At 68.4% G+C, this 17,956-nt stretch carries 16 protein-coding genes; 10 read left to right on the plus strand and 6 right to left on the minus strand.

The genetic code is table 11. From position 1 onward, the window contains the following. Positions 1–40: 40 nt before the first annotated feature. Entirely contained in the window at positions 41–1,564 is a 1,524-nt protein-coding gene (locus tag ACJH71_RS12095) for an Hsp70 family protein (protein ID WP_406758264.1), read from the plus strand. Here ACJH71_RS12095 and ACJH71_RS12100 read toward each other — a convergent pair. Continuing rightward, the gene (locus ACJH71_RS12100; RefSeq protein ID WP_406758265.1) at positions 1,561–2,637 is read right to left on the minus strand and encodes an SAM-dependent methyltransferase; all 1,077 of its coding nucleotides are present in this window, start codon (positions 2,635–2,637) and stop codon (positions 1,561–1,563) included. The two genes, ACJH71_RS12095 and ACJH71_RS12100, sit on opposite strands and share 4 nt — an antisense overlap. Positions 2,638–2,720: 83 nt before the next feature. Between ACJH71_RS12100 and ACJH71_RS12105 the strand changes: the two genes are divergently transcribed. Further along, a complete protein-coding gene (locus tag ACJH71_RS12105) occupies positions 2,721–3,437 on the plus strand; it encodes an SHOCT domain-containing protein (RefSeq protein ID WP_406758266.1) in 717 nt (238 codons plus the stop codon). 237 nt (positions 3,438–3,674) lie between these two features. On the opposite strand, the gene ACJH71_RS12110 is transcribed toward ACJH71_RS12105, so the two are convergent. Genes ACJH71_RS12110 through ACJH71_RS12120 form a run of 3 tightly spaced genes read right to left on the minus strand, consistent with a single transcriptional unit; the run spans position 3,675 to position 7,201 of the window. Continuing rightward, positions 3,675–4,307 carry an MBL fold metallo-hydrolase gene (locus ACJH71_RS12110; protein WP_406758267.1) on the minus strand — a complete coding sequence of 211 codons (633 nt, stop codon included), beginning with the start codon at positions 4,305–4,307 and terminating at the stop codon, positions 3,675–3,677. After that, positions 4,304–5,389, minus strand: coding sequence for an S-(hydroxymethyl)mycothiol dehydrogenase (locus ACJH71_RS12115; RefSeq protein ID WP_406758268.1), 1,086 nt, complete (start codon positions 5,387–5,389; stop codon positions 4,304–4,306). Before ACJH71_RS12115 ends, ACJH71_RS12110 begins: the two co-directional genes overlap by 4 nt. Positions 5,390–5,398: 9 nt before the next feature. Next, entirely contained in the window at positions 5,399–7,201 is a 1,803-nt protein-coding gene (locus ACJH71_RS12120) for an amidohydrolase family protein (protein ID WP_406758269.1), read from the minus strand. 92 nt (positions 7,202–7,293) lie between these two features. Between ACJH71_RS12120 and ACJH71_RS12125 the strand changes: the two genes are divergently transcribed. The 4 genes from ACJH71_RS12125 to ACJH71_RS12140 all read left to right on the plus strand — a co-directional run bounded on the left by ACJH71_RS12125 (position 7,294) and on the right by ACJH71_RS12140 (position 10,947). Continuing rightward, positions 7,294–8,319: an AraC family transcriptional regulator gene (locus ACJH71_RS12125; protein WP_406758270.1), complete on the plus strand. Its 1,026-nt coding sequence runs from the start codon at positions 7,294–7,296 to the stop codon at positions 8,317–8,319. 52 nt (positions 8,320–8,371) lie between these two features. After that, positions 8,372–9,196: a serine hydrolase domain-containing protein gene (locus ACJH71_RS12130; protein ID WP_406758271.1), complete on the plus strand. Its 825-nt coding sequence runs from the start codon at positions 8,372–8,374 to the stop codon at positions 9,194–9,196. A gap of 135 nt (positions 9,197–9,331) precedes the next feature. Beyond that, entirely contained in the window at positions 9,332–9,853 is a 522-nt protein-coding gene (locus ACJH71_RS12135) for a DUF3145 domain-containing protein (protein ID WP_406758272.1), read from the plus strand. Positions 9,854–10,056: 203 nt separating this feature from the next. Beyond that, on the plus strand, positions 10,057–10,947 hold the full coding sequence (locus tag ACJH71_RS12140) for a hypothetical protein (RefSeq protein WP_406758273.1): 891 nt from the start codon (positions 10,057–10,059) through the stop codon (positions 10,945–10,947). A gap of 6 nt (positions 10,948–10,953) precedes the next feature. Here ACJH71_RS12140 and ACJH71_RS12145 read toward each other — a convergent pair whose 3' ends face one another. After that, entirely contained in the window at positions 10,954–11,862 is a 909-nt protein-coding gene (locus ACJH71_RS12145; RefSeq protein ID WP_406758274.1) for a diacylglycerol kinase, read from the minus strand. Then, positions 11,859–13,439: an FAD-binding oxidoreductase gene (locus ACJH71_RS12150; RefSeq protein ID WP_406758417.1), complete on the minus strand. Its 1,581-nt coding sequence runs from the start codon at positions 13,437–13,439 to the stop codon at positions 11,859–11,861. The genes ACJH71_RS12145 and ACJH71_RS12150 overlap by 4 nt, the downstream gene beginning before the upstream one ends. A 56-nt stretch (positions 13,440–13,495) precedes the next feature. Between ACJH71_RS12150 and ACJH71_RS12155 the strand changes: the two genes are divergently transcribed. The 4 genes from ACJH71_RS12155 (at position 13,496) to ACJH71_RS12170 (ending at position 17,955) form a co-directional block, all read left to right on the plus strand. Continuing rightward, positions 13,496–14,074 carry a TetR/AcrR family transcriptional regulator gene (locus ACJH71_RS12155; RefSeq protein ID WP_406758275.1) on the plus strand — a complete coding sequence of 193 codons (579 nt, stop codon included), beginning with the start codon at positions 13,496–13,498 and terminating at the stop codon, positions 14,072–14,074. Further along, positions 14,074–15,612, plus strand: a complete 1,539-nt coding sequence (locus ACJH71_RS12160; protein WP_406758276.1) for an FAD-dependent oxidoreductase — start codon at positions 14,074–14,076, stop codon at positions 15,610–15,612. Before ACJH71_RS12155 ends, ACJH71_RS12160 begins: the two co-directional genes overlap by 1 nt. Positions 15,613–15,658: 46 nt before the next feature. Continuing rightward, positions 15,659–16,285, plus strand: coding sequence for a TetR/AcrR family transcriptional regulator (locus ACJH71_RS12165; RefSeq protein WP_406758277.1), 627 nt, complete (start codon positions 15,659–15,661; stop codon positions 16,283–16,285). A 77-nt stretch (positions 16,286–16,362) separates the two neighbouring features. Further along, on the plus strand, positions 16,363–17,955 hold the full coding sequence (locus ACJH71_RS12170; RefSeq protein WP_406758278.1) for an FAD-dependent monooxygenase: 1,593 nt from the start codon (positions 16,363–16,365) through the stop codon (positions 17,953–17,955). Position 17,956 lies beyond the last annotated feature (1 nt).

Consider the following 17,956-nt stretch of genomic DNA (forward strand, 5'->3'; position numbering starts at 1 on the left):
GTGCGCTCTGACCACCGGATGACACCGTGGATGGGACAGCATGGCGCAAGAGACAGGCCCCGCGTTGGGGATGTCCGTCGGGGCGACCACATTGGCGGCGGTGACCGCCGATCGCGCGATCACCCGTCGGCCCGTGCTGACGTTGTTCCGGGATCGGCCATCCCAAATCGGCATGCCCTCGGAGAATTCCGCGGTGAGTTCCGAACTGCACGACCGCGGACTGGTGGTCACCGACTTCGTTGACCGCGTCGGTGGTGGTGGGCCGGTGGTGGCCAGCGACGGATCTACCCACCGCGCCGAGCAATTGCTTGCTGACGGCTTGCATGCCTTGGCCTACGCGGTGACCGAGGGACGTCCGATACCGCCCGCAGTGGCGGTTACCTATCCCGCGCACTGGTCACGCGACGCCGTCGGCGCGCTGCGCACCGCGCTGGGACGGGTCTCGGAGTGGGCGCAGCATCCGGTGTCGCTGATCTCCGATACGACGGCGGCTTTGACTGCGTTGCAAGCGAATCCGGGTCTACCAGACCACGGGATCATCGCGGTGTGCGACTTCGGGGGCAGTGGAACCAACGTCACTCTCGTCGACGCCGGCCGCGGCTTCGAACCGATCGGCTCCACCCGGCGCAGCACCGTCTTTTCCGGAGACGTGATCGACCAGGCGCTGTTGGACCACGTGGTTGCCGATCTCGGTGGTAACGACGACGGGCCGCCGACGGTGGGGTCGCTGACCCGGCTGCGCAGCCAGTGCCGGGACGCCAAGGAACAGCTGTCATCTGAGACGGTGGCCGAACTCGCGGGCTTCCACGGCGGCGTGTGGTTGACCCGCGTAGAACTCGACGAGGCCCTGCGTCAGCCGCTGGAGGGCTTTTTCACGGTCCTGCAGAACATCTTGGACGACAACGAGATTCTTCCCGATGCGCTCTCGGCGATCGTGTCGGTCGGTGGCGGGGCGAACATGCCGACGGTCACGACTGGTTTGTCACAACGCTTCGGGGTCGCCGTAATCAGCTCGCCACGACCACAGTTGACGGCCGCCATCGGCGCTGCGCTGAGTGTCGCCGGCAATGTGGTGGCCATCCCGAAGAAGACCCCGCCGCCGGCGGCACCGACACAGTTCCCCGAGTCGGCCCCGCCGCCCGAGCACGTCCCGCCGCCGCCCGCCGAAAGCGTCCCGGATGCGGGGCCGCAACCGTTGGTGACCCCTCCGCCGGCTCGTCCGGCTCCTCCTGCGCCGCGCCAGCCCGCCACACCGGAACCCGAGGTAATCGGCGGGGGCGGCGGGGAATGGTATCGACGGCCGGTCCCGGTGGTGATCCTGGCTGCGCTGGTCGCGATGTTGCTGGGCACGATTGCCGTGCTGGTGCTGCGGCATGCTGCCGACAGCGGGACGGGCTCCAGCGTGCTGACCACGGTGTCGACGACGACCACCACCACCTCGCCGTCGCCGACGTTCGAGCCGCCACCGGCGTTCGCGCCCAGCCCCGAACCCCTTGCGCCGACCCCGCCGGAGGTTCCGGAGAATCCGGCTCCGGAATCGACGGAGAACCCGGTCAGCCCCTAACGCTGCTTGGCGAGGACGATCAGCGCGAGCGGAATCTGCACCTGCTGCGGATTGCTCGCGAGCCTGGCGGCGACGCCGGCTTCCAGGTGACGCACGAAGTCGGGCGCACGCGGATCGTCCGGGCCGCCGGTCAACGCGGCGGCCAGGGTGGGGAAGACGGCGGCGCTGACAAAGGCCGCCCAATGGGTGCCGAGCGCGACCGCATCGCCGTCGAGCAGGTATCGGTCCCAGAATCGGTCCTCGGCGTCGAACACCTCCAGTCGCTCTATCGTCAGCGACTCGAACCGGCCGGCTGGGGCGAACGGTGCCCGAAGTTCCTTCTCGCTGCGGCCGAGCACCGGGATCGCCATGCGCGCGACCTCGGCACGGGTCAGTCCGCCCTCGCGCACCTGCTCCTCGAGAACCGCCACGATCGCGTCGAGCAGGGGCCGGTAGCCCGAACGGCCCGCGGCATCGACGGCTGCGGTCAACACCAGCAGCTTGCCGCCGGGACTCAGTTCTCGGCCGCGGAACGCCACGAAGTCATGCCAATCCTGGGCGGCCTGGCGTGCGTAGGCGCGGCGCGCGGCGTCGTCGTCGCTGTGTTCGACATGGACGTGGTCGGCGAATTCGGGTAGCTCCCCTGCGGGCCGGCGCAGCCACATGGTGGCCCAGGATGTCCAGCCCAGGGTGACGCTCTGCGAAGGCAGGATCTGGGCGTAGAACGATCGGCCTATCGCCGAGGGGAAACTGGCGGTGTCCTTGCGGAGGTAGCTGTCGGGATCCTCAGCCAGCGTGGTGAACAGCGCGGTGAAGTCGTTGTCCGGCAGGTCGGTGTGGGTGACCAACACGGCATGGTCGGCCCGGGTTCGTCGGCGGAAGGCAGCGATGGCGGCACCGATCGGGAGCAGTGAGTTGTAGCCGGTGGCGGCGCCGTAGTCGGCGACGACGATCGGACGCGGCGCGGCCGGCAGCGGTACGGTCGCCGCGAGCTGTTCGAACACGCCGGTGGCGTGGGCCAGCCCGGCGGCCTGCAACCGGCTCGAGGGAGCGCCGCCGGGCTCGGGACGGACCACGATGCTCGACTCTGGCATGGGCACCTCCGACCCCGGTCGAACCGTCATCGATATCACCACTGACGGTAGCGGTATCGGCAATCCGTGGCACACTTCCGTGGGTGAGCGCGCAGCGTACGATCGGGCGCATTCCGGTCGTGGTGGCGGCCGGCCTGATGACCGTCGGGGTGATCGGTTTCGTGGTTGCGTTGATTCTCAACGTCTTTGTGCTGGACCGCTATGACGCCTACGGCGAGGTGCCGATTCCGGGCGAGGGCCGGGTGCATCTGCCGGCGGGCGAGGTGACGGTGAATCTGCACACCCGGGTCATCTCCAGTCCCACCGGTGGCGGGCTGCCGGTGCCGCCGATCAGCCTCACGGTGACGCCACCGGATGGGGTGCCCGACCCGGAGTTCCAGGAGAGCATCGGGATGACCACCACGGTCAACAACGACGCGCGGCGGCGGTTGTGGCGGATCTACGTGGCCGAGGCCGGCGACTACCAGGTCGCCACCGACGGGCAGGTCGGCGCCTACATCGCTCCGCGACTGGCCTTCGGAAAGCCCGCCGGCCACTCGACGCTGCTCTGGGTGTTTCCGGTGATCTTCGTGCTGGGGCTGGTGGATCTGATCGCAGGCCGATTGTTGGCGGCCCGCCGCGGCCGCCGCCCGGTGGGGACGGTGGTCAGCGGAGCGGAGACCAGTCGCGACCGGTTCGTTCCCGAGGGTGAAGGCATCCGCATCGAGCAGCTCAAAACCATAACGGCGCTGCGTGATTCCGGAGCGCTGACCGAGAAGGAGTTCGCCGAAGAGAAACGGCGCATCCTGCGCGGGCACTGAGCTCAGTGGCCGGGCTGGATTGGCCCCTTCCTCCTCGCGCTCGTTCCTCGCCGCGCATCGTCAGTGGCCGGGCTCGATTGGCCCCTTCCTCCGCACCGCTCGTTCCTCGCCGCGCATCGTCAGTGGCCGGGCTCGATTGGCCCCTTCCTCCGCACCGCTCGTTCCTCGCGGTGCATCGTCAGTGGCCGGGCTGGATTGGCCGCTTCCTCCGCACCGCTCGTTCCTCGCGGTGCATCGTCAGTGGCCGCGCGCCACCCACTCGTCGTAGTGGACCAGCTCGTCACCGATCCGCGTGCTGTCGCCGTGCCCGGTGTAAACGACCGTGTCGGCAGGCAGTTCGCCGAGCCGCCCGGAGATCGACGCCAGAATCGTCGGGAAGTCCGAGAAAGAGCGTCCGGTCGCCCCCGGGCCACCGCAGAACAGTGTGTCGCCGCTGAATACCGCGCCCAGGTCTGGTGCATGCCAGCACACCGAGCCCGGTGAGTGGCCGGGTGTGTGCAGCGCCCGCAACTCCAAGCCTCCGACAGTGAGCGTGTCGCCATCGGCTACGGACCGAAAGTCGCTGTCCGGGTGCGTCATCTGCCACAGCATGTCGTCGCCGGGGTGCAGCAGCACCGGCGCGTCGAGCGCTCGGCCCAGCTCGGGTGCCACGGTGATGTGGTCGTTGTGCCCGTGCGTACACACCACCGCCACCACGTTGCGCCCGCCGACGGCTTCGACGATCGGTGCCGCGTCGTGGGCTGCGTCGAAGACCACCACATCGGAATCGTCACCGACGATCCAGATGTTGTTGTCGACTTCCCAACTGCCGCCGTCGAGTTCGAATGTGCCGTGCGTGATGACCCGCTGGATCTGGCCGCCGGAGGTCATAGCATCACCACCGACCGCAGTACCTCGCCTCCGTGCATCCGATGGAACGCCTTCTCGACATCGTTCAGCCCGATGCGTTCGGAGACGAACTTGTCCAGCGGAAGCCGGCCCTGTAGGTAAAGGCTGATCAGGGTGGGGAAGTCGCGCTCGGGCAGGCAGTCGCCGTACCACGAGGACTTCAGCGAACCGCCGCGGGAGAAGAAGTCGATCAGCGGCATCTCCAGTTGCATATCCGGAGTCGGAACTCCCACCAGCACAACGGTTCCGGCCAGATCCCGCGCATAGAAGGCCTGCTTCCAGGTCTCCGGGCGGCCGACCGCGTCGATCACCACGTCGGCACCGAAACCGTCGGTGAGATCCTGGATGGTCTCCACCGGGTCGAGTTCGCGGGCGTTGATGGTGTGAGTGGCGCCGAATTCACGCGCCCAGTTCAGCTTGGTGTTGTCGGTGTCGACCGCGATGATGCGCCGGGCACCGACCAGGGCCGCGCCGGCGATCGCGGCGTCGCCCACGCCGCCGCACCCGATCACCGCGACGGTGTCGTCGCGGGTGACGGCGCCGGTGTTGATCGCGGCGCCCAGACCGGCCATCACGCCGCAGCCCAACAGTCCGGCCACCGCGGGGTCAGCACTCGGATCGACCTTGGTGCACTGACCTTCGTGGACCAGGGTCTTGTCGGCGAACGCCCCGATGCCCAGGGCCGGGGTGAGTTCGGTGCCGTCGGTCAGGGTCATCGGAACCGAGGCGTTGAAGGTGTCGAAGCACAGGTGCGGGCGACCGCGCTTGCAGGCGCGGCACTGTCCGCATACGGCGCGCCAGTTCAGGATCACGAAGTCGCCGGGCGCGACCGCGGTGACCGCCGATCCCACCGACTCGACGGTGCCGGAGGCCTCGTGGCCCAGCAGGAACGGGTAGCTGTCGTTGATACCGCCGTCGCGGTAGGTCAGGTCCGTGTGGCACACCCCGCAGGCCGTGATGGCGACGACGACGTCGTTGGCACCGGGCTCGGGAATGACGATGTCGGTCACCTCGACCGGCTTGCCCTTTTCACGGGAGATCACACCGCGCACTGTCTGGCTCATGGGGTCACCCTATGTTGCCGGTGTGGCGCCCGGTGCCGGCACCGGGGCTTGCGCGGCGACAGCCGGAGTGCGGGTGTCGGCACGCAGGAAACTTCCGGTGCGTTGCGTCCCGAGCACGCTGGTGGGCTGACCGTCGAGGACGACCGCTTTCCCGGAGACGAGTACGGCGCTGACGGCTTCGTCGTTGCGGTTCACCATGCGTGACATCCCGCCGTATTGGTCGAAGGACTCCTCGGCGTAGGCGTCCAGACTGTCGTCGAGGTGGGCCGGGTCGATGACCACGACATCGGCCCGGTCGCCGACACGCAGGTGGCCGGCGTCGACCCGGTACCAGTCGGCCAGTTCACCGGTCAGCCGGTGCACCGCCTGCTCGACCGACAAGAACGCCTGCCCGGACTGCTGGGCGTCCAGGACATGGCGCAGCAGCCGTAGGCCCATGTTGTAGAACGCCATATTGCGCAGGTGCGCGCCCGCGTCCGAGAAGCCGATCTGAATGCCAGGTTCGGCAGCGAGTGTCTTGAGCACCTCGGGCCGGTCATTGGAGATCGTGGTGTGCCAGCGCAGGGCAGTACCGTGCTCGAGGACGAGATCGAGGAAGGCGTCGACGGGGTGGACTCCGCCGCGCTCGACACCGACCTGCCCGAAGGACTTTCCGATCACCGAGGGGTCGGGGCAGGCGACGATCTCGGCGTCGAAGAAGTCGCGGTGCCAGACCCGCGGGCCGTACTTGTTTTCGTAGTCCTTGCGGAAGCGTCGCCGGTAGGACTCGTCCCGCATCAACTCGTCACGCTCGAGCGACTCCCGCAGATGGAGCGCCTCGGCGCCCGAGCCGAACTCTTCGAAGATCACCAGATCGATGCCGTCGGCGTACACCTCGAACGGCACCGGCAGGTGCTGCCAGCGGAAGTTGGCGCCCAGCTTGTTCAGCATGCGCGATGTCTTGATGATGGTCGGAATCGCCAGCCGGTTGCTCTTGACGTCGGCGGCGGCCAGCAGAGTGGTCTTGAGCGGTCGGCGGAATATCCCCAGGGCCTGCGCCAGCTGCGACACCACGTCGAATGGATTCTTGACGTCCGGACCGGCCTGCAGAATCCGTCCGCTGCGGCGCAGCTTCGACTTGAGGCGGCGCAATTCCCTGGGCTTGGCGTACGTCGACGGCAGCGTGCGTGAGCGGCAGACGTCGCCGTCCATCTTGTCGAAAAGCAGCTGTTGGGAAGACATTCCGACGAATCCCGCCTGCAATGCCTCGTCCAGCATCTGTTCCATTCGGGCCTGCTCGGCAGCCGTGGGCCGCTCATCGGAGCGGGTTGCGCGGTCCAATCCCATGGTCGCGGCGCGCATGTCGGAATGTCCGATGAGCGCCGTCACGTTGGGGCCGAGCGGCAGCTTCTCCAGGCTGGCGATGTAGTCCTCACAACTCGACCAGGTCTTGTGCGCGTCGATGGTGTCGACCACGTACTGGCGCGGGATGGCCTCCACCCGGCCGAACAGGTCGCCGGCATCCTGACCGTCGACGTGGATGGTGGACAGCGAGCACGAGCCCACCAGCACCGTGGTCACGCCGTGCCGCACCGACTCCGACAGCGAGGGCGCGAGGAGTATCTCGACGTCGTAATGCGTGTGGATGTCGAGCAGTCCGGGCAGCACCCATTTGCCGGCGGCGTCGATCACCTGGCCGCAGCCGGTCTCGTCGAGCGGTTCGGCCGAGATCGAGGCGATGTGTCCGTCGCGGATGCCGATATTGCGGATCGCCGACGGCGCGCCGGTGCCGTCGAACCACCGGCCGCCACGGATCACGGTGTCAAAGCTCACGGGTATTCCTTTCCGCCGAATGCCGTTCCAGCATGTCTCGCAAGACGGGCGAAGTCTTGACATCTGCGGACATTTCTTTGATATTTGCGGACATGTCGGTGGTGCGCGGCACCGCGCTGTCGGGATACCCGGAGCTGGTCACCGAGCTCGGCGGTGATCCCGGGGCATTGCTGCTGGCGGCCGGGGTGCCGGCCGGGTCCGTCGGAGCTCACGACGTATTCGTGCCGTATCGCGCGGTGATCCTGGCTGTTGAATCCGCAGCGAATGCGACCGGCTGCCCGGATTTCGGGCGCCGGTTGGCGCTGCGCCAAGACATCGGGAACTTCGGGCCGCTCGGCGTGGCCGCACGCACCGCGGCCACCGTCGGCGGCGGGTTCTCGATCGTGGAGCGGTTCTTATCCGCCTACAGTCCGGCGATCTCGGCGCGCATCATCCCGGGCGCGGATGCCGCCGAATCGTTCTATGCGTTCGAGGTGCTCATCGAGCGGTCGCCGCCGCATCCGCAGACCACCGAGCTGTCGTTGGGGGTCTCGCTGGGGATCATGCGGATGATGTTCGACGCCCCGTACGCGCCGCTGTCGGTACACTTTCCGCACGAAGCGCTCACCCCGGTGCGCGAATATCTGGCCTACTTCGGCTGCCGGCCCTACTTCGCCCAGCCGGTCGCCGGGTTCACCTTTCGCACCGTCGATCTGGACCGCCCCCTGCACCGGGACGACCACGCTCACCAGGCCATGGTGAGCTACCTGCGCGGCATCACCGCCGAATCGGCGGGCATCGCGGCGTCGGTGCGCGCGATCGCCCGCCAGCTGTTGCCCACCGGCACTGTGAACCTGGAGCTGATCGCCGGTCAGCTCGGCCTGCATCCCAAGACACTGCATCGACGGCTGGCCGCCGAGGAGACCACGTTTGCGGCCCTGGTCGACGGGGTCCGCCGCGACGCCGCCCACCGGTACCTGCGCGACACCGACATCAGCCTGGCGCACCTGACCCGCGAACTCGGCTACGCCGAGCAGAGCGTGCTCAGCCGGTCCTGCCAGCGCTGGTTCGGCTGCAGCGCGACCGGCCACCGCAAGGCAGTCCGGGCGGCGACTGGGTTCGACGGCCCCGGTAGCTGATGGCGGTGACCGGCTTCGCCGCGCTTGCAACCCCCGCTTAGGCTGGCCTGCGATGTCCCCCCTCGCCGCCCTCGACGACTGGCCGGTCGGTCAGGCGGCCGCCGCCGTCGTCGGCCCGAATGGGGTGCTGGCCACCCACGGCGACACCGCGCGGCCGTTCCGTCTCGCGTCGGTGACCAAGCCCTTGGTGGCGCGGGCGGTGCAGATCGCGGTGGAGGAGGGGGCCGTCGAACTGGACACCCCGGCCGGCCCGCCGGGCGCCACGGTGCGCCATCTGCTTGCGCACGCTTCCGGGCTTTCGCCGGACTCCGATCGGATCCTGGCCCCGCCCGGCACGCGGCGGGTGTACTCCAACCACGGCTTCGCGGTGCTGGCCGCCGCCGTGCAGCGCGAGTCCGGGATCGAGTTCGGCCGCTACCTGACCGAGGCGGTGTTCGAGCCGTTGGGTATGACGGCCAGCCGACTCGACGGGGGCGCGCCGGCGGCCGGTTTCGGGGGCACATCGACGGTGGCCGACCTGGCTGGTTTCGCCGCCGACCTGTTGGCGCCGGTGACGGTGTCGCCCCAGCTACACGCCGAGGCCATCCGCGTGCAGTTTCCCGGCCTGGACGGCGTGTTGCCCGGCTACGGGCCGCAGCGGCCGAACGACTGGGGGCTGGGCTTCGAGATCCGGGACGGCAAGACACCGCATTGGACCGGCGCCACCAACTCGGCGCGGACCTTCGGTCACTTCGGGCAGTCAGGCACTCTGATCTGGGCTGATCCGGCGATCGAGCGGGCGCTGGTGGTGCTCACCGACCGCGACTTCGGTGACTGGGTCACCGACCGCTGGCCGGAGCTGTCTGATGCCGTGGTAGCCGCGTACAGCGGGGACTAGCCAACAGGCGTCACACAAGGCACAATAGACACATACAACACTGAATACACTCCAGTTTCTGCAGCAACACTGCTCAAATTCGGTACCGCCAGGTCGTTGGGGAAGACGTCCCTCGTGGATCCGAAGGAGCAACTGATGCGCGCGACGAATCAATTCGCCGACGTGACCAGCGGCGTGGTGTACATCCACGCCTCGCCCGCGGCGGTGTGCCCGCATGTGGAGTGGGCACTGACCTCGGCTTTGGGTGCCCGCAACGGCCAGGCGAAGCTCAACTGGACGCCGCAACCGGCTATGCCGGGTCAGCTGCGCGCCGTGGTCAACTGGGTCGGTCCGGTGGGCACCGGCGCGCAGCTGGCCAGCGCCCTGCGCTCCTGGTCGGTGTTGCGTTTCGAGGTCACCGAAGACCCCAGCTCCGGGGTCGACGGCCAGCGGTTCAGCCACACCCCGCAGCTCGGTCTGTGGAGCGGGACGATGAGCGCCAACGGCGACGTGATGGTCGGGGAGAACCGCCTGCGCACGCTGATGGCCGCCGGCGCCGACGCGCTGGCTGCGGATCTGGAGACGGTGCTGGGCTCGGCCTGGGATGAGGCGCTGGAGGCCTACCGCCACGGCGGCGACGGCGCGGAGGTGTCCTGGCTCAGCCGTGGCGTGGGGTAGCCCACGCGAGCGACTCAACTCGCCGATAGCTACTTAGGGTAGGCTTACTCACGCGTTGGTCCTGTCGCCGCGCGTTGTTCCTATTGTCCCGCGTTTGTTCCTGTCGTCTCGCGCTGTTCTCAGCGCCGTGCGCTGTTCTCACTGTCGCGCGCTTTGCCGCGCGCTTTTGTCGTGCGCGCAGTTCTTAGTGTCAAGGAGAAATCATGCAGGCCCTGACGCGGCCGGCTGCGATCGCCAATGTGCTGTTGGTTGCTGCTGGTCTGATCACCGCCAGCCCGGCCACACCCGAGATCACGACTTCACGAGTCGCCGTGCAGCTGACTGCTGACGGAGATCTGGCCAACGTTCCGCTGAACCTGCTCTACGCCATCATCAACGTCCCGGCCAACGCGCTGAGGGCCATCGACGCGTTCGCCTATTCGCAGTTCTTCAGCGGACCGTGGTTGGTCCCGAGCGAGACGAACATCTGGGGTATCGATCTCGGCGACCCGCAGCGAATCCAGGCATTGGTCGACATGCTGGTCCCCATTCCGGCGCTCTCGAAGCCGCTCGGTGAGCAGTTGATCGGGTTTCTGCAGGCCGAAATGCCGACCCACACCGCGTGCGACACCATGTTCTGCAGTCTCGACGGCTGGATGGCGCTGCTCCAAGGCTATGGCCGAGTGCCGATCTCGGAGCTGCTGAACGGCTACACCTTCCCGACGGAGGGGCCCACAATCACCGACCCACACGGCGCGGTCGACGGTGCGTTGGGTTTCCCCGGTACGGCGATCGGCTCTGACGGCTCGGACGTCTATCCGTGGGCCGGGACGACGTTCACCTTGGATTTAGGCAAACCGTGGGCGGATTTTTGGACCAGTTTGACTGCCGACCCATCGGACCACCCCCTGGTGTCGATGCCCAACGTCTTCCAGGTGCTGATCGACCTCGCGACGTCGTGGTACGTGATGCTGAATCCTTTCCTGCCCGGCGGCACCTACATCCCGGCTTTCCCATGGCTCGACACGGACGCACCGGCGGCGGCCGACTTCAGCACCTTGGTTGACGAGGTGGTCGGCGAACTCGGCGAGCTGTGGGCCTCGCTGATCTCTTGAGATCGATCAGGACGCGCGAAGGATCTGCAGCGCGCCCGGCACTGCCGACACGGTCACCGGCAGCGGAGCCACGTAGTCGCCGTCGGCGTAGGCGTTGATGCCGGGGCACTCCACGCGAATCGACTTCGCCCGCCGGGTGCTCACCTCATCGAGTAGCACGTGGGTGCCCTTGAACACGGTGGGGAACAGCCGGATCAGCTTGGTCCGCGAGCTCGAGTGCACCATGGTGACGTCCAGCAGCCCGTCGGCGTGATCGGCGCCCGGGCAGATCAGCATGCCGCCGCCGTAACTGCGGGTGTTACCGAATGCCGCCAGCGTCAGCTCGATGTCCAGCGGCTCGTCCTCGTCGAACGTCAGCCGGAACGGCAGGAGCCGCAGCTTGGACATCTCCGCCACCATGGCGACGTTGTAACGCATCCGGCCGTGCGGCCAGCGCATCCGGTTGACGCGGTCGCTCACCAGCGAGTCGAAACCGGCCGCCATCACGGTGCCGAACCAGGACACCGTGCCGCCGTCCTCGGTGATGCGGCCCAGATCGATCGTCTCGGTCTGGCCTTCGGCGACGACGTCGGCGGCCGCCTCGGGATCTCCGGTGGGCAGACCGTACTCACGGGCGTGGTCGTTGCCGGTGCCGGCCGGGATGATTCCCAGCGGCACCTCACCGAGCGCCAGGGACTGCAGCGCCAGCGAGATGACGCCGTCGCCGCCGGCCACCACCACGGCGTCCGTTCCGGCGGCCAGCGCTTCATCGAGCAACTGCCGCGCGTGGTGGGCATCGGCGCCGACGATGTGGTTGACGTTGACGCCGCGCTGCTGGAATCGCGCCAATGCTCGCTCGGCCGCGTGCCTGGCATTGCCGTGCCCGGCCGCCGGGTTGGTCAGCAGGGTGATCCGCTTGATCTGGCGCGACGTCATGGAATCAGTTTGCCGGGGTTGAGGATTCCGGCCGGATCCAGCGTGGCCTTGACCGCCCGCAACACCTGCACACCCAGTTCGCCCACCTCCTGGCTCATCCACGGCCGGTGATCGGCGCCTACGGCGTGGTGGTGGGTAATGGTTCCGCCGGCCCGCATGATCGCATCGCCCGCAGCGACTTTCGCGGCTTGCCACTGTTCGATGGGGTTGCCGCGCTGACCGGCGACCACGGTGAAGTAGAGCGACGCACCGGTCGGGTAGACGTGCGAGATGTGGCACAACACCAGCGCGGGGGTCCCGCTGTCACCCAGCGCGGTGGTCAGCGCCTCGGTGACCGCCGTCTTCAGCGCGGGCACTCGCGCCCAGTCGGTGGCGGTCTCCAGCGTTTCGCACAGCGCCCCGGCCGCCAACAGTGAATCGCGCAGGTAGGGCGCGGAGAATCGGCCGTGCTCCCAGGCGCGCGCAGGTTCCTCGCCCAGTGACGTGCCGCCGTTTGCGGCCAGCACCGCTCGGGTCTCGGCATGCCGGCTTTCGGTGTGCTCGGCGGTTCCCTCGAACAGCGTGATGGCCAGGCAGCCGCCGGTGATCTGCTGCTCGCCGATCTGCTCGGTGGTGGCCAGGTTGACGCCCGTCTCGGCTTCGTCGGACAGCCGGATGACGGTCGGTCCGGCGCCGGTCTGAGTGACCGCGCGCAGTGCCGCGGCGCCGGTGGCGAAGTCGGGGAACGACCACGCCTCATAGCGGGTGGTTGCCGGCACCGGGTGTACGCGCACCCGCACCCGGGTGATGACGCCGAACGCACCCTCGGACCCCAGCAACAGCTGGCGTAGGTCCGGCCCAGCGGCCGAGGCCGGGGCGCGGCCCAGGTCGAGCACACCGGCCGGGGTGATCATCCGCAGGCCGCGGACCATGTCGTCGAAGCGGCCGTAGCCGGCCGAGTCTTGTCCCGAGGAGCGGGTCGCGGCGAACCCACCGAGCGTGGCGTATTGGAAGCTCTGCGGAAAGTGTCCCAACGAGTAGCCGTGCTCACCGAGCAGTCGTTCGGCGTCCGGCCCGGTGACCCCGGCGCCGAATTCGGCCTCGCCGGAGACCTTGTCGAGGTTCAGCAGTGCATCGAACCGGCGCAGATCCAGGCACACCACCGCCGCGAACTCGCCGCGGATCGGGTCGAGCCCACCGACGACGCTGGTGCCTCCGCCGAACGGAACCACCGCGATGGCGTGCTGGCTGCAGTAGCTCAAGACCGACGTGACTTCGTCGTCGCTGCCCGGCAGCAACACCGCGTCGGGCGCGTCCTGGGTGCCGGAATCATTGCGCCGCAGCAGGTCCAGGGTGGACTTGCCCCCGGCGTGCAGTAGCCGTGCGGTGTGATCGGTGCGGCAGAAACCGTCGCCCACGATCGCCGCCAGGGCGGCGCGGTCGGTTTCGGTCAGTGCCGATGGGGTGAGTGACACCTGGCTCGGATCGCGCTCCGGGGTGCTCGTGCCGTCCACCCCCAGGGCTGCCTTGAGCAGTTGACGGATGCCGTCGCTCAACGGCTTGGCCGCTGCCGGATCGCCCCAGGCGTTCCATTTCATCGGCGGGGTCAGGGCGTCCTGGGCATCGGCCGGCGTCATGCGTTACAGTATTACACATGCTGTCAACTAGTAATGACGAGCAGCTGGAGGTCGGTGAGCGCATCCTCGATGCCGCCGCGAGCTGCCTGCTCGCATTGGGCATGGAGCGGGTGACGTTGGCGGCCATCGCACGTCGAGCCGGGGTGAGTCGTCCGACGGTGTACCGGCGGTGGCCGGACAGCCGTTCGGTGATCGCCGCCCTGCTGACCGCACGGATCACCGCGGCGTGGACGGAACTGGAGCAACCGGGAAGCGGACGCGAGGCGCTGGTGCGGCGGATCGTCGCGGTTGCGGCGCGGCTGCGCCACGACGAGGTGGTGATGCAGGTGCTGCATCACGCACCCGACCTGGCGATGGTCTACATAGCCCAGCGGCTGGGGTCCAGCCAACGGCGGCTGATCGACCTGGTGGCCGGCGAACTCGGCGGGGCCCAGGCCGGCGGCAGCGTGCGGGCCGGCGATCCACGCCAACTCGCCGCGATGTGTCTGCTGATCACCCAATCGGCGATCCAGTCCGCGCAAGTCGTCGCGCCGATCCTCGACGAGGACGCGCTCTCCACCGAACTGGCCTACACCCTGAACAGGTACCTCTCGTGATGCCCGACACTGTCGCACTCAACGCCGCCCGGCGCACCGCCGAACTCACCGCACTGGCCGAGCGCCCGGCTGTTGATGTCGTCGTCATCGGTGCGGGCATCACCGGCGCCGGCATCGCCCTGGACGCGGCCACCCGCGGGCTGCGGGTGGTGTGTGTGGACAAACAGGACGTGGCGTTCGGCACCAGCCGGTGGAGCTCCAAACTGGTCCACGGCGGGCTGCGCTACCTGGCGACCGGCAACGTGGGTATCGCGCGGCGCAGCGCCATCGAACGCGGAATCCTGATGACCCGCAACGCCCCTCACCTGGTGCGGGCGATGCCGCAACTCGTGCCGCTGCTGGGGTCGATGCCGCGGCGGGATCGGGCCTTGGTGCGCACCGGGTTTTTCGCCGGTGACGCGCTGCGCAGGTTGGCCGGCACACCTGCGACGGTGTTACCCCGTTCGCGACGGGTCTCGCCCGAACACGCCGTGGAGCTGTCACCGACCGTGCGCCGCGACGGCCTCGACGGTGGCCTGTTGGCCTACGACGGGCAATTGATCGACGACGCACGTCTGGTCACCGCGGTCGCCCGGACCGCGGCCCAGCACGGCGCGACGATCCTGACCTATGTGGCCGCATCGCACGCCACCGGCGACACGGTACGGCTGACCGACCAGATCTCCGGAGAGTCGTTCGACGTCACCGCGCGTGCGGTGATCAACGCGACCGGGGTGTGGGCCGGAGACATCGACTCCGCGCTGCGGTTGCGGCCGAGCCGCGGAACGCACCTGGTGTTCGACGCGGCGGCCTTCGGCAATCCGACTGCCGCGCTGACCGTGCCGATCCCCGGTGAACTCAACCGGTTCGTGTTCGCTATGCCCGAGCAGCTCGGCCGGGTGTATCTGGGCCTCACCGACGAAGAGGCCCCCGGCCCGATTCCCGATGTGCCGCAACCGACGTCGGCGGAGATCACCTTCCTGTTGGACACCGTCAACACCGCGCTGGGCACCGCGCTGAGCACGGCCGACGTTCGTGGGGCCTATGCCGGGCTGCGACCGCTGATCGATACCGGAGAAGGTCACACCGCAGACGTGTCACGCAACCACGCCGTCGTCGAATCGGCGACCGGGGTGTTCAGCGTGATTGGGGGCAAGCTGACCGAGTACCGGCACATGGCCGAAGACGTGCTGGACCGGGCCGTGCGGCTGCGGGCGCTAGATGCCACGCCGTGTCGCACCCGGGACCTGCCGCTGATCGGTGCACCGGACAACCCGGGAGCGCCACTTCCGCTGACGGGTGACCTGCCCGAGTCGCTGGTGCTGCGCTACGGCGGTGAGGCGGCCAATGTGTTGGCCGCCGCGACCTGCGAGCGGCCCGGCGAAGCGGTGGCCGAGGGCATCGATGTGATCCGTGCCGAGTTCGAGTACGCGGTCAGCCACGAAGGCGCGCTGACGGTCGAGGACATCGTGGATCGCCGGACCCGGATCGGGCTGGTGGCCGAAGACCGCGAACGGGTCGTGGAGGTGGCACAAGAGTTTCTCGCGGCTGCCGATTGAATCGACTTGCAACGGAACTGATTCGTATCGACTAGGCTGGCGCGTTATGGGAGCCCAGGAACCCGCGCCCGCATTGCGACCGGTGCGAAGCCCGGGACGCCTCGACCGGTCTCGCGACCCCGCGATCCTCGATGCGGCGCTGCAGGGTGTGGCCGAGGTGGGCTATGACCGGTTGAGCATGGACGACATCGCGGCCCGCGCCGGAGTGGGCAAAGCCGCAATCTATCGGCGCTGGCCGTCGAAGGCGGTGGTGGTGGCCGATGCGATCGCTCATTGGCGCCGCCGGCAGGGACCGGTCGAGCCGCCCAACACCGGTAGTTTGCGCGGTGACATCGACGCGCTGGTCGCCGCGGCGCCCGAGTTCGATGAATCGGGTATGGAGACGATGAAAGTCGTTGTCGGAGTCGCGACCGCGGCCATGCACAATCCGGTCCTGGCGGCGGCCCTCGACGACCTGGTACTCGACCCGCCGCGCCATGTGGTCCGGGTGCTGCTCGATCAGGCGCGGGCGCGGGGCGAGATCCCGGCCGGTCGCGATCTCAGTCTGATCCCCGATGTGGCGTTGGGCCTCAATGTGCTGCGCGTGATGACCGGTCGGCCGGTTGACCGCGTCTTTGTCCGGCGGGTACTGGAGGACGTCATCCTTCCGCTCACCGGTAATCCATCCCCGTGATCGGTTGCACCGAGCGCCGGCGCGTGCCACATTGGATTTGGCGGAACTAACCAGTTCCGTTCGTGGCGGAGGTGGCGATGACTGACGATCGAGCCCCGGTACTGATCGTGGGCGCTGGTGCCGGCGGTCTGAGCACTTCAGCGCTGTTGGCCAAACACGGCGTGCGTTCGCTGGTGATCGAGAAGCGCAGCGAGATCTTCATCTACCCGAAAGCGCGCAACTTGAGCTTCCGCAGCCTGGAGATCCTGCGCGGCCTCGGTCTGGCGGATCAGGTGCACGCGGTCGCCGAGGGTGTCTCGGACATGCTCACCAAGGTCTCGCTGCGCAGCACCCAGGCGCAGCAAGCCTTCGACCTCGACGCGATCTTCGCACCGTTCGCCGGCCTGAGCCCTGAGCCGGCCGCGCAATACTGCCCGCAAAGCGCACTGGAACCGATGCTGCTGGAGCACATCCGCGGGCGCGGCAGCGAGGTTCGCTACGGAACCGAACTGCGCTCCTTCGAGCAGGACGACACCGGAGTAGCCGTCGTCGTGCGTGACCGCGACACCGGCAGCACAGACGTGGTGCGGGCTGACTACCTGATCGCCGCCGACGGTGTGCGCAGCCCGGTGCGCGATGCACTGGGCATCCCGACCTCGGGGCACGGGGCGTTGCCGATCTACGTCGTCTTCATCTACTTCCGCGGCCCCTGGCGGCAATTCGTTCCGCAGCTCGGCGACGGTGACGCCATCCAGGTGGCCAACGACGACGTGGACGGCATTTTTCTGCCGGTACGTGACGACTTCGGCATGTTCCTCACCACCTACCTCCCCGGTCGCGGCGAGACCGCTGCCCAGTTCACCACCGATCGCTGCCGCCGGCTGCTCACCCGGGCGATCGGTGCGGACATCGATATCGAGATCGTCGAAGTGACGCCGTGGCAGCCCTATGAGCGTGTCGCCGACCAGTTCCGCTGCGGCAGGGTGTTTCTCGTCGGAGATTCAGCGCACGCCATGCCGCCGTTCAAGGCCGGCGGCGCGAACTGCGCCATTCAGAGCGCACACAACCTGGCCTGGAAGCTGGCGGCTGTACTGGCGGGGACGGCCGATCCGTCGTTGCTGGACACTTACCACGCCGAACGGCACCCGGTGGGGCGCTTCAGTGCCCGCCAATCGCTGACCGGGCCGGTGCTGCCCCTGTTACGACTCGACGACAGCGGCCCCGGCCTCCCGCCGGGGGAGGAGGCGCCGATGTTCGCCTTGCTGATCGGCTACCGGTATCGGTCAGCCGCGGTGCTGTCGGACGAGCCGGCACCATCCGACCCGAGCGCGGTCTCACTGGTGTCCGAGCTGCGCGGACAAGCCGGCACGCGGGTTCCGCATGTATGGCTGACGCATGGCGGACAACGGATTTCGACTCTTGATCTGCTCGGGTCGGGCTTCACCGTGCTGACCCGCAGCGACGGCGGACGGTGGCGGGCCGCCGCGGCGCATGCCTCGGAGGCGCTGGGTATCCCACTCACAGTGCGCCGGATCGCCGATGAACAGTGGGCACGGGTCACCGGGCTGGAACCCGACGGCGCAGTGCTGATCCGCCCGGATGACTTCGTGGGATGGCGTGCCGACACACTGCCGGCCGACCCCGACGCGGAGCTGGCGCGGGCGCTGTCGGCGATCCTCGCCCGCGGCTGAA

It is taken from the genome of Mycobacterium sp. SMC-15, from assembly GCF_045310925.1.
Lineage (GTDB): Bacteria > Actinomycetota > Actinomycetes > Mycobacteriales > Mycobacteriaceae > Mycobacterium.

What these genes read in the sequence shown, in the direction of transcription:
- ACJH71_RS12095 (WP_406758264.1), top strand. Translation starts at nt 41, where the DNA reads ATGGCGCAAGAGACAGGCCCCGCGTTGGGGATGTCCGTCGGGGCGACC.
- ACJH71_RS12100 (WP_406758265.1), bottom strand. Translation starts at nt 2,637, where the DNA reads ATGCCAGAGTCGAGCATCGTGGTCCGTCCCGAGCCCGGCGGCGCTCCC.
- ACJH71_RS12110 (WP_406758267.1), bottom strand. Translation starts at nt 4,307, where the DNA reads ATGACCTCCGGCGGCCAGATCCAGCGGGTCATCACGCACGGCACATTC.
- ACJH71_RS12115 (WP_406758268.1), bottom strand. Translation starts at nt 5,389, where the DNA reads ATGAGCCAGACAGTGCGCGGTGTGATCTCCCGTGAAAAGGGCAAGCCG.
- ACJH71_RS12125 (WP_406758270.1), top strand. Translation starts at nt 7,294, where the DNA reads ATGTCGGTGGTGCGCGGCACCGCGCTGTCGGGATACCCGGAGCTGGTC.
- ACJH71_RS12130 (WP_406758271.1), top strand. Translation starts at nt 8,372, where the DNA reads ATGTCCCCCCTCGCCGCCCTCGACGACTGGCCGGTCGGTCAGGCGGCC.
- ACJH71_RS12135 (WP_406758272.1), top strand. Translation starts at nt 9,332, where the DNA reads ATGCGCGCGACGAATCAATTCGCCGACGTGACCAGCGGCGTGGTGTAC.
- ACJH71_RS12140 (WP_406758273.1), top strand. Translation starts at nt 10,057, where the DNA reads ATGCAGGCCCTGACGCGGCCGGCTGCGATCGCCAATGTGCTGTTGGTT.
- ACJH71_RS12145 (WP_406758274.1), bottom strand. Translation starts at nt 11,862, where the DNA reads ATGACGTCGCGCCAGATCAAGCGGATCACCCTGCTGACCAACCCGGCG.
- ACJH71_RS12150 (WP_406758417.1), bottom strand. Translation starts at nt 13,439, where the DNA reads ATGAAATGGAACGCCTGGGGCGATCCGGCAGCGGCCAAGCCGTTGAGC.
- ACJH71_RS12155 (WP_406758275.1), top strand. Translation starts at nt 13,496, where the DNA reads ATGCTGTCAACTAGTAATGACGAGCAGCTGGAGGTCGGTGAGCGCATC.
- ACJH71_RS12160 (WP_406758276.1), top strand. Translation starts at nt 14,074, where the DNA reads ATGCCCGACACTGTCGCACTCAACGCCGCCCGGCGCACCGCCGAACTC.
- ACJH71_RS12165 (WP_406758277.1), top strand. Translation starts at nt 15,659, where the DNA reads ATGGGAGCCCAGGAACCCGCGCCCGCATTGCGACCGGTGCGAAGCCCG.
- ACJH71_RS12170 (WP_406758278.1), top strand. Translation starts at nt 16,363, where the DNA reads ATGACTGACGATCGAGCCCCGGTACTGATCGTGGGCGCTGGTGCCGGC.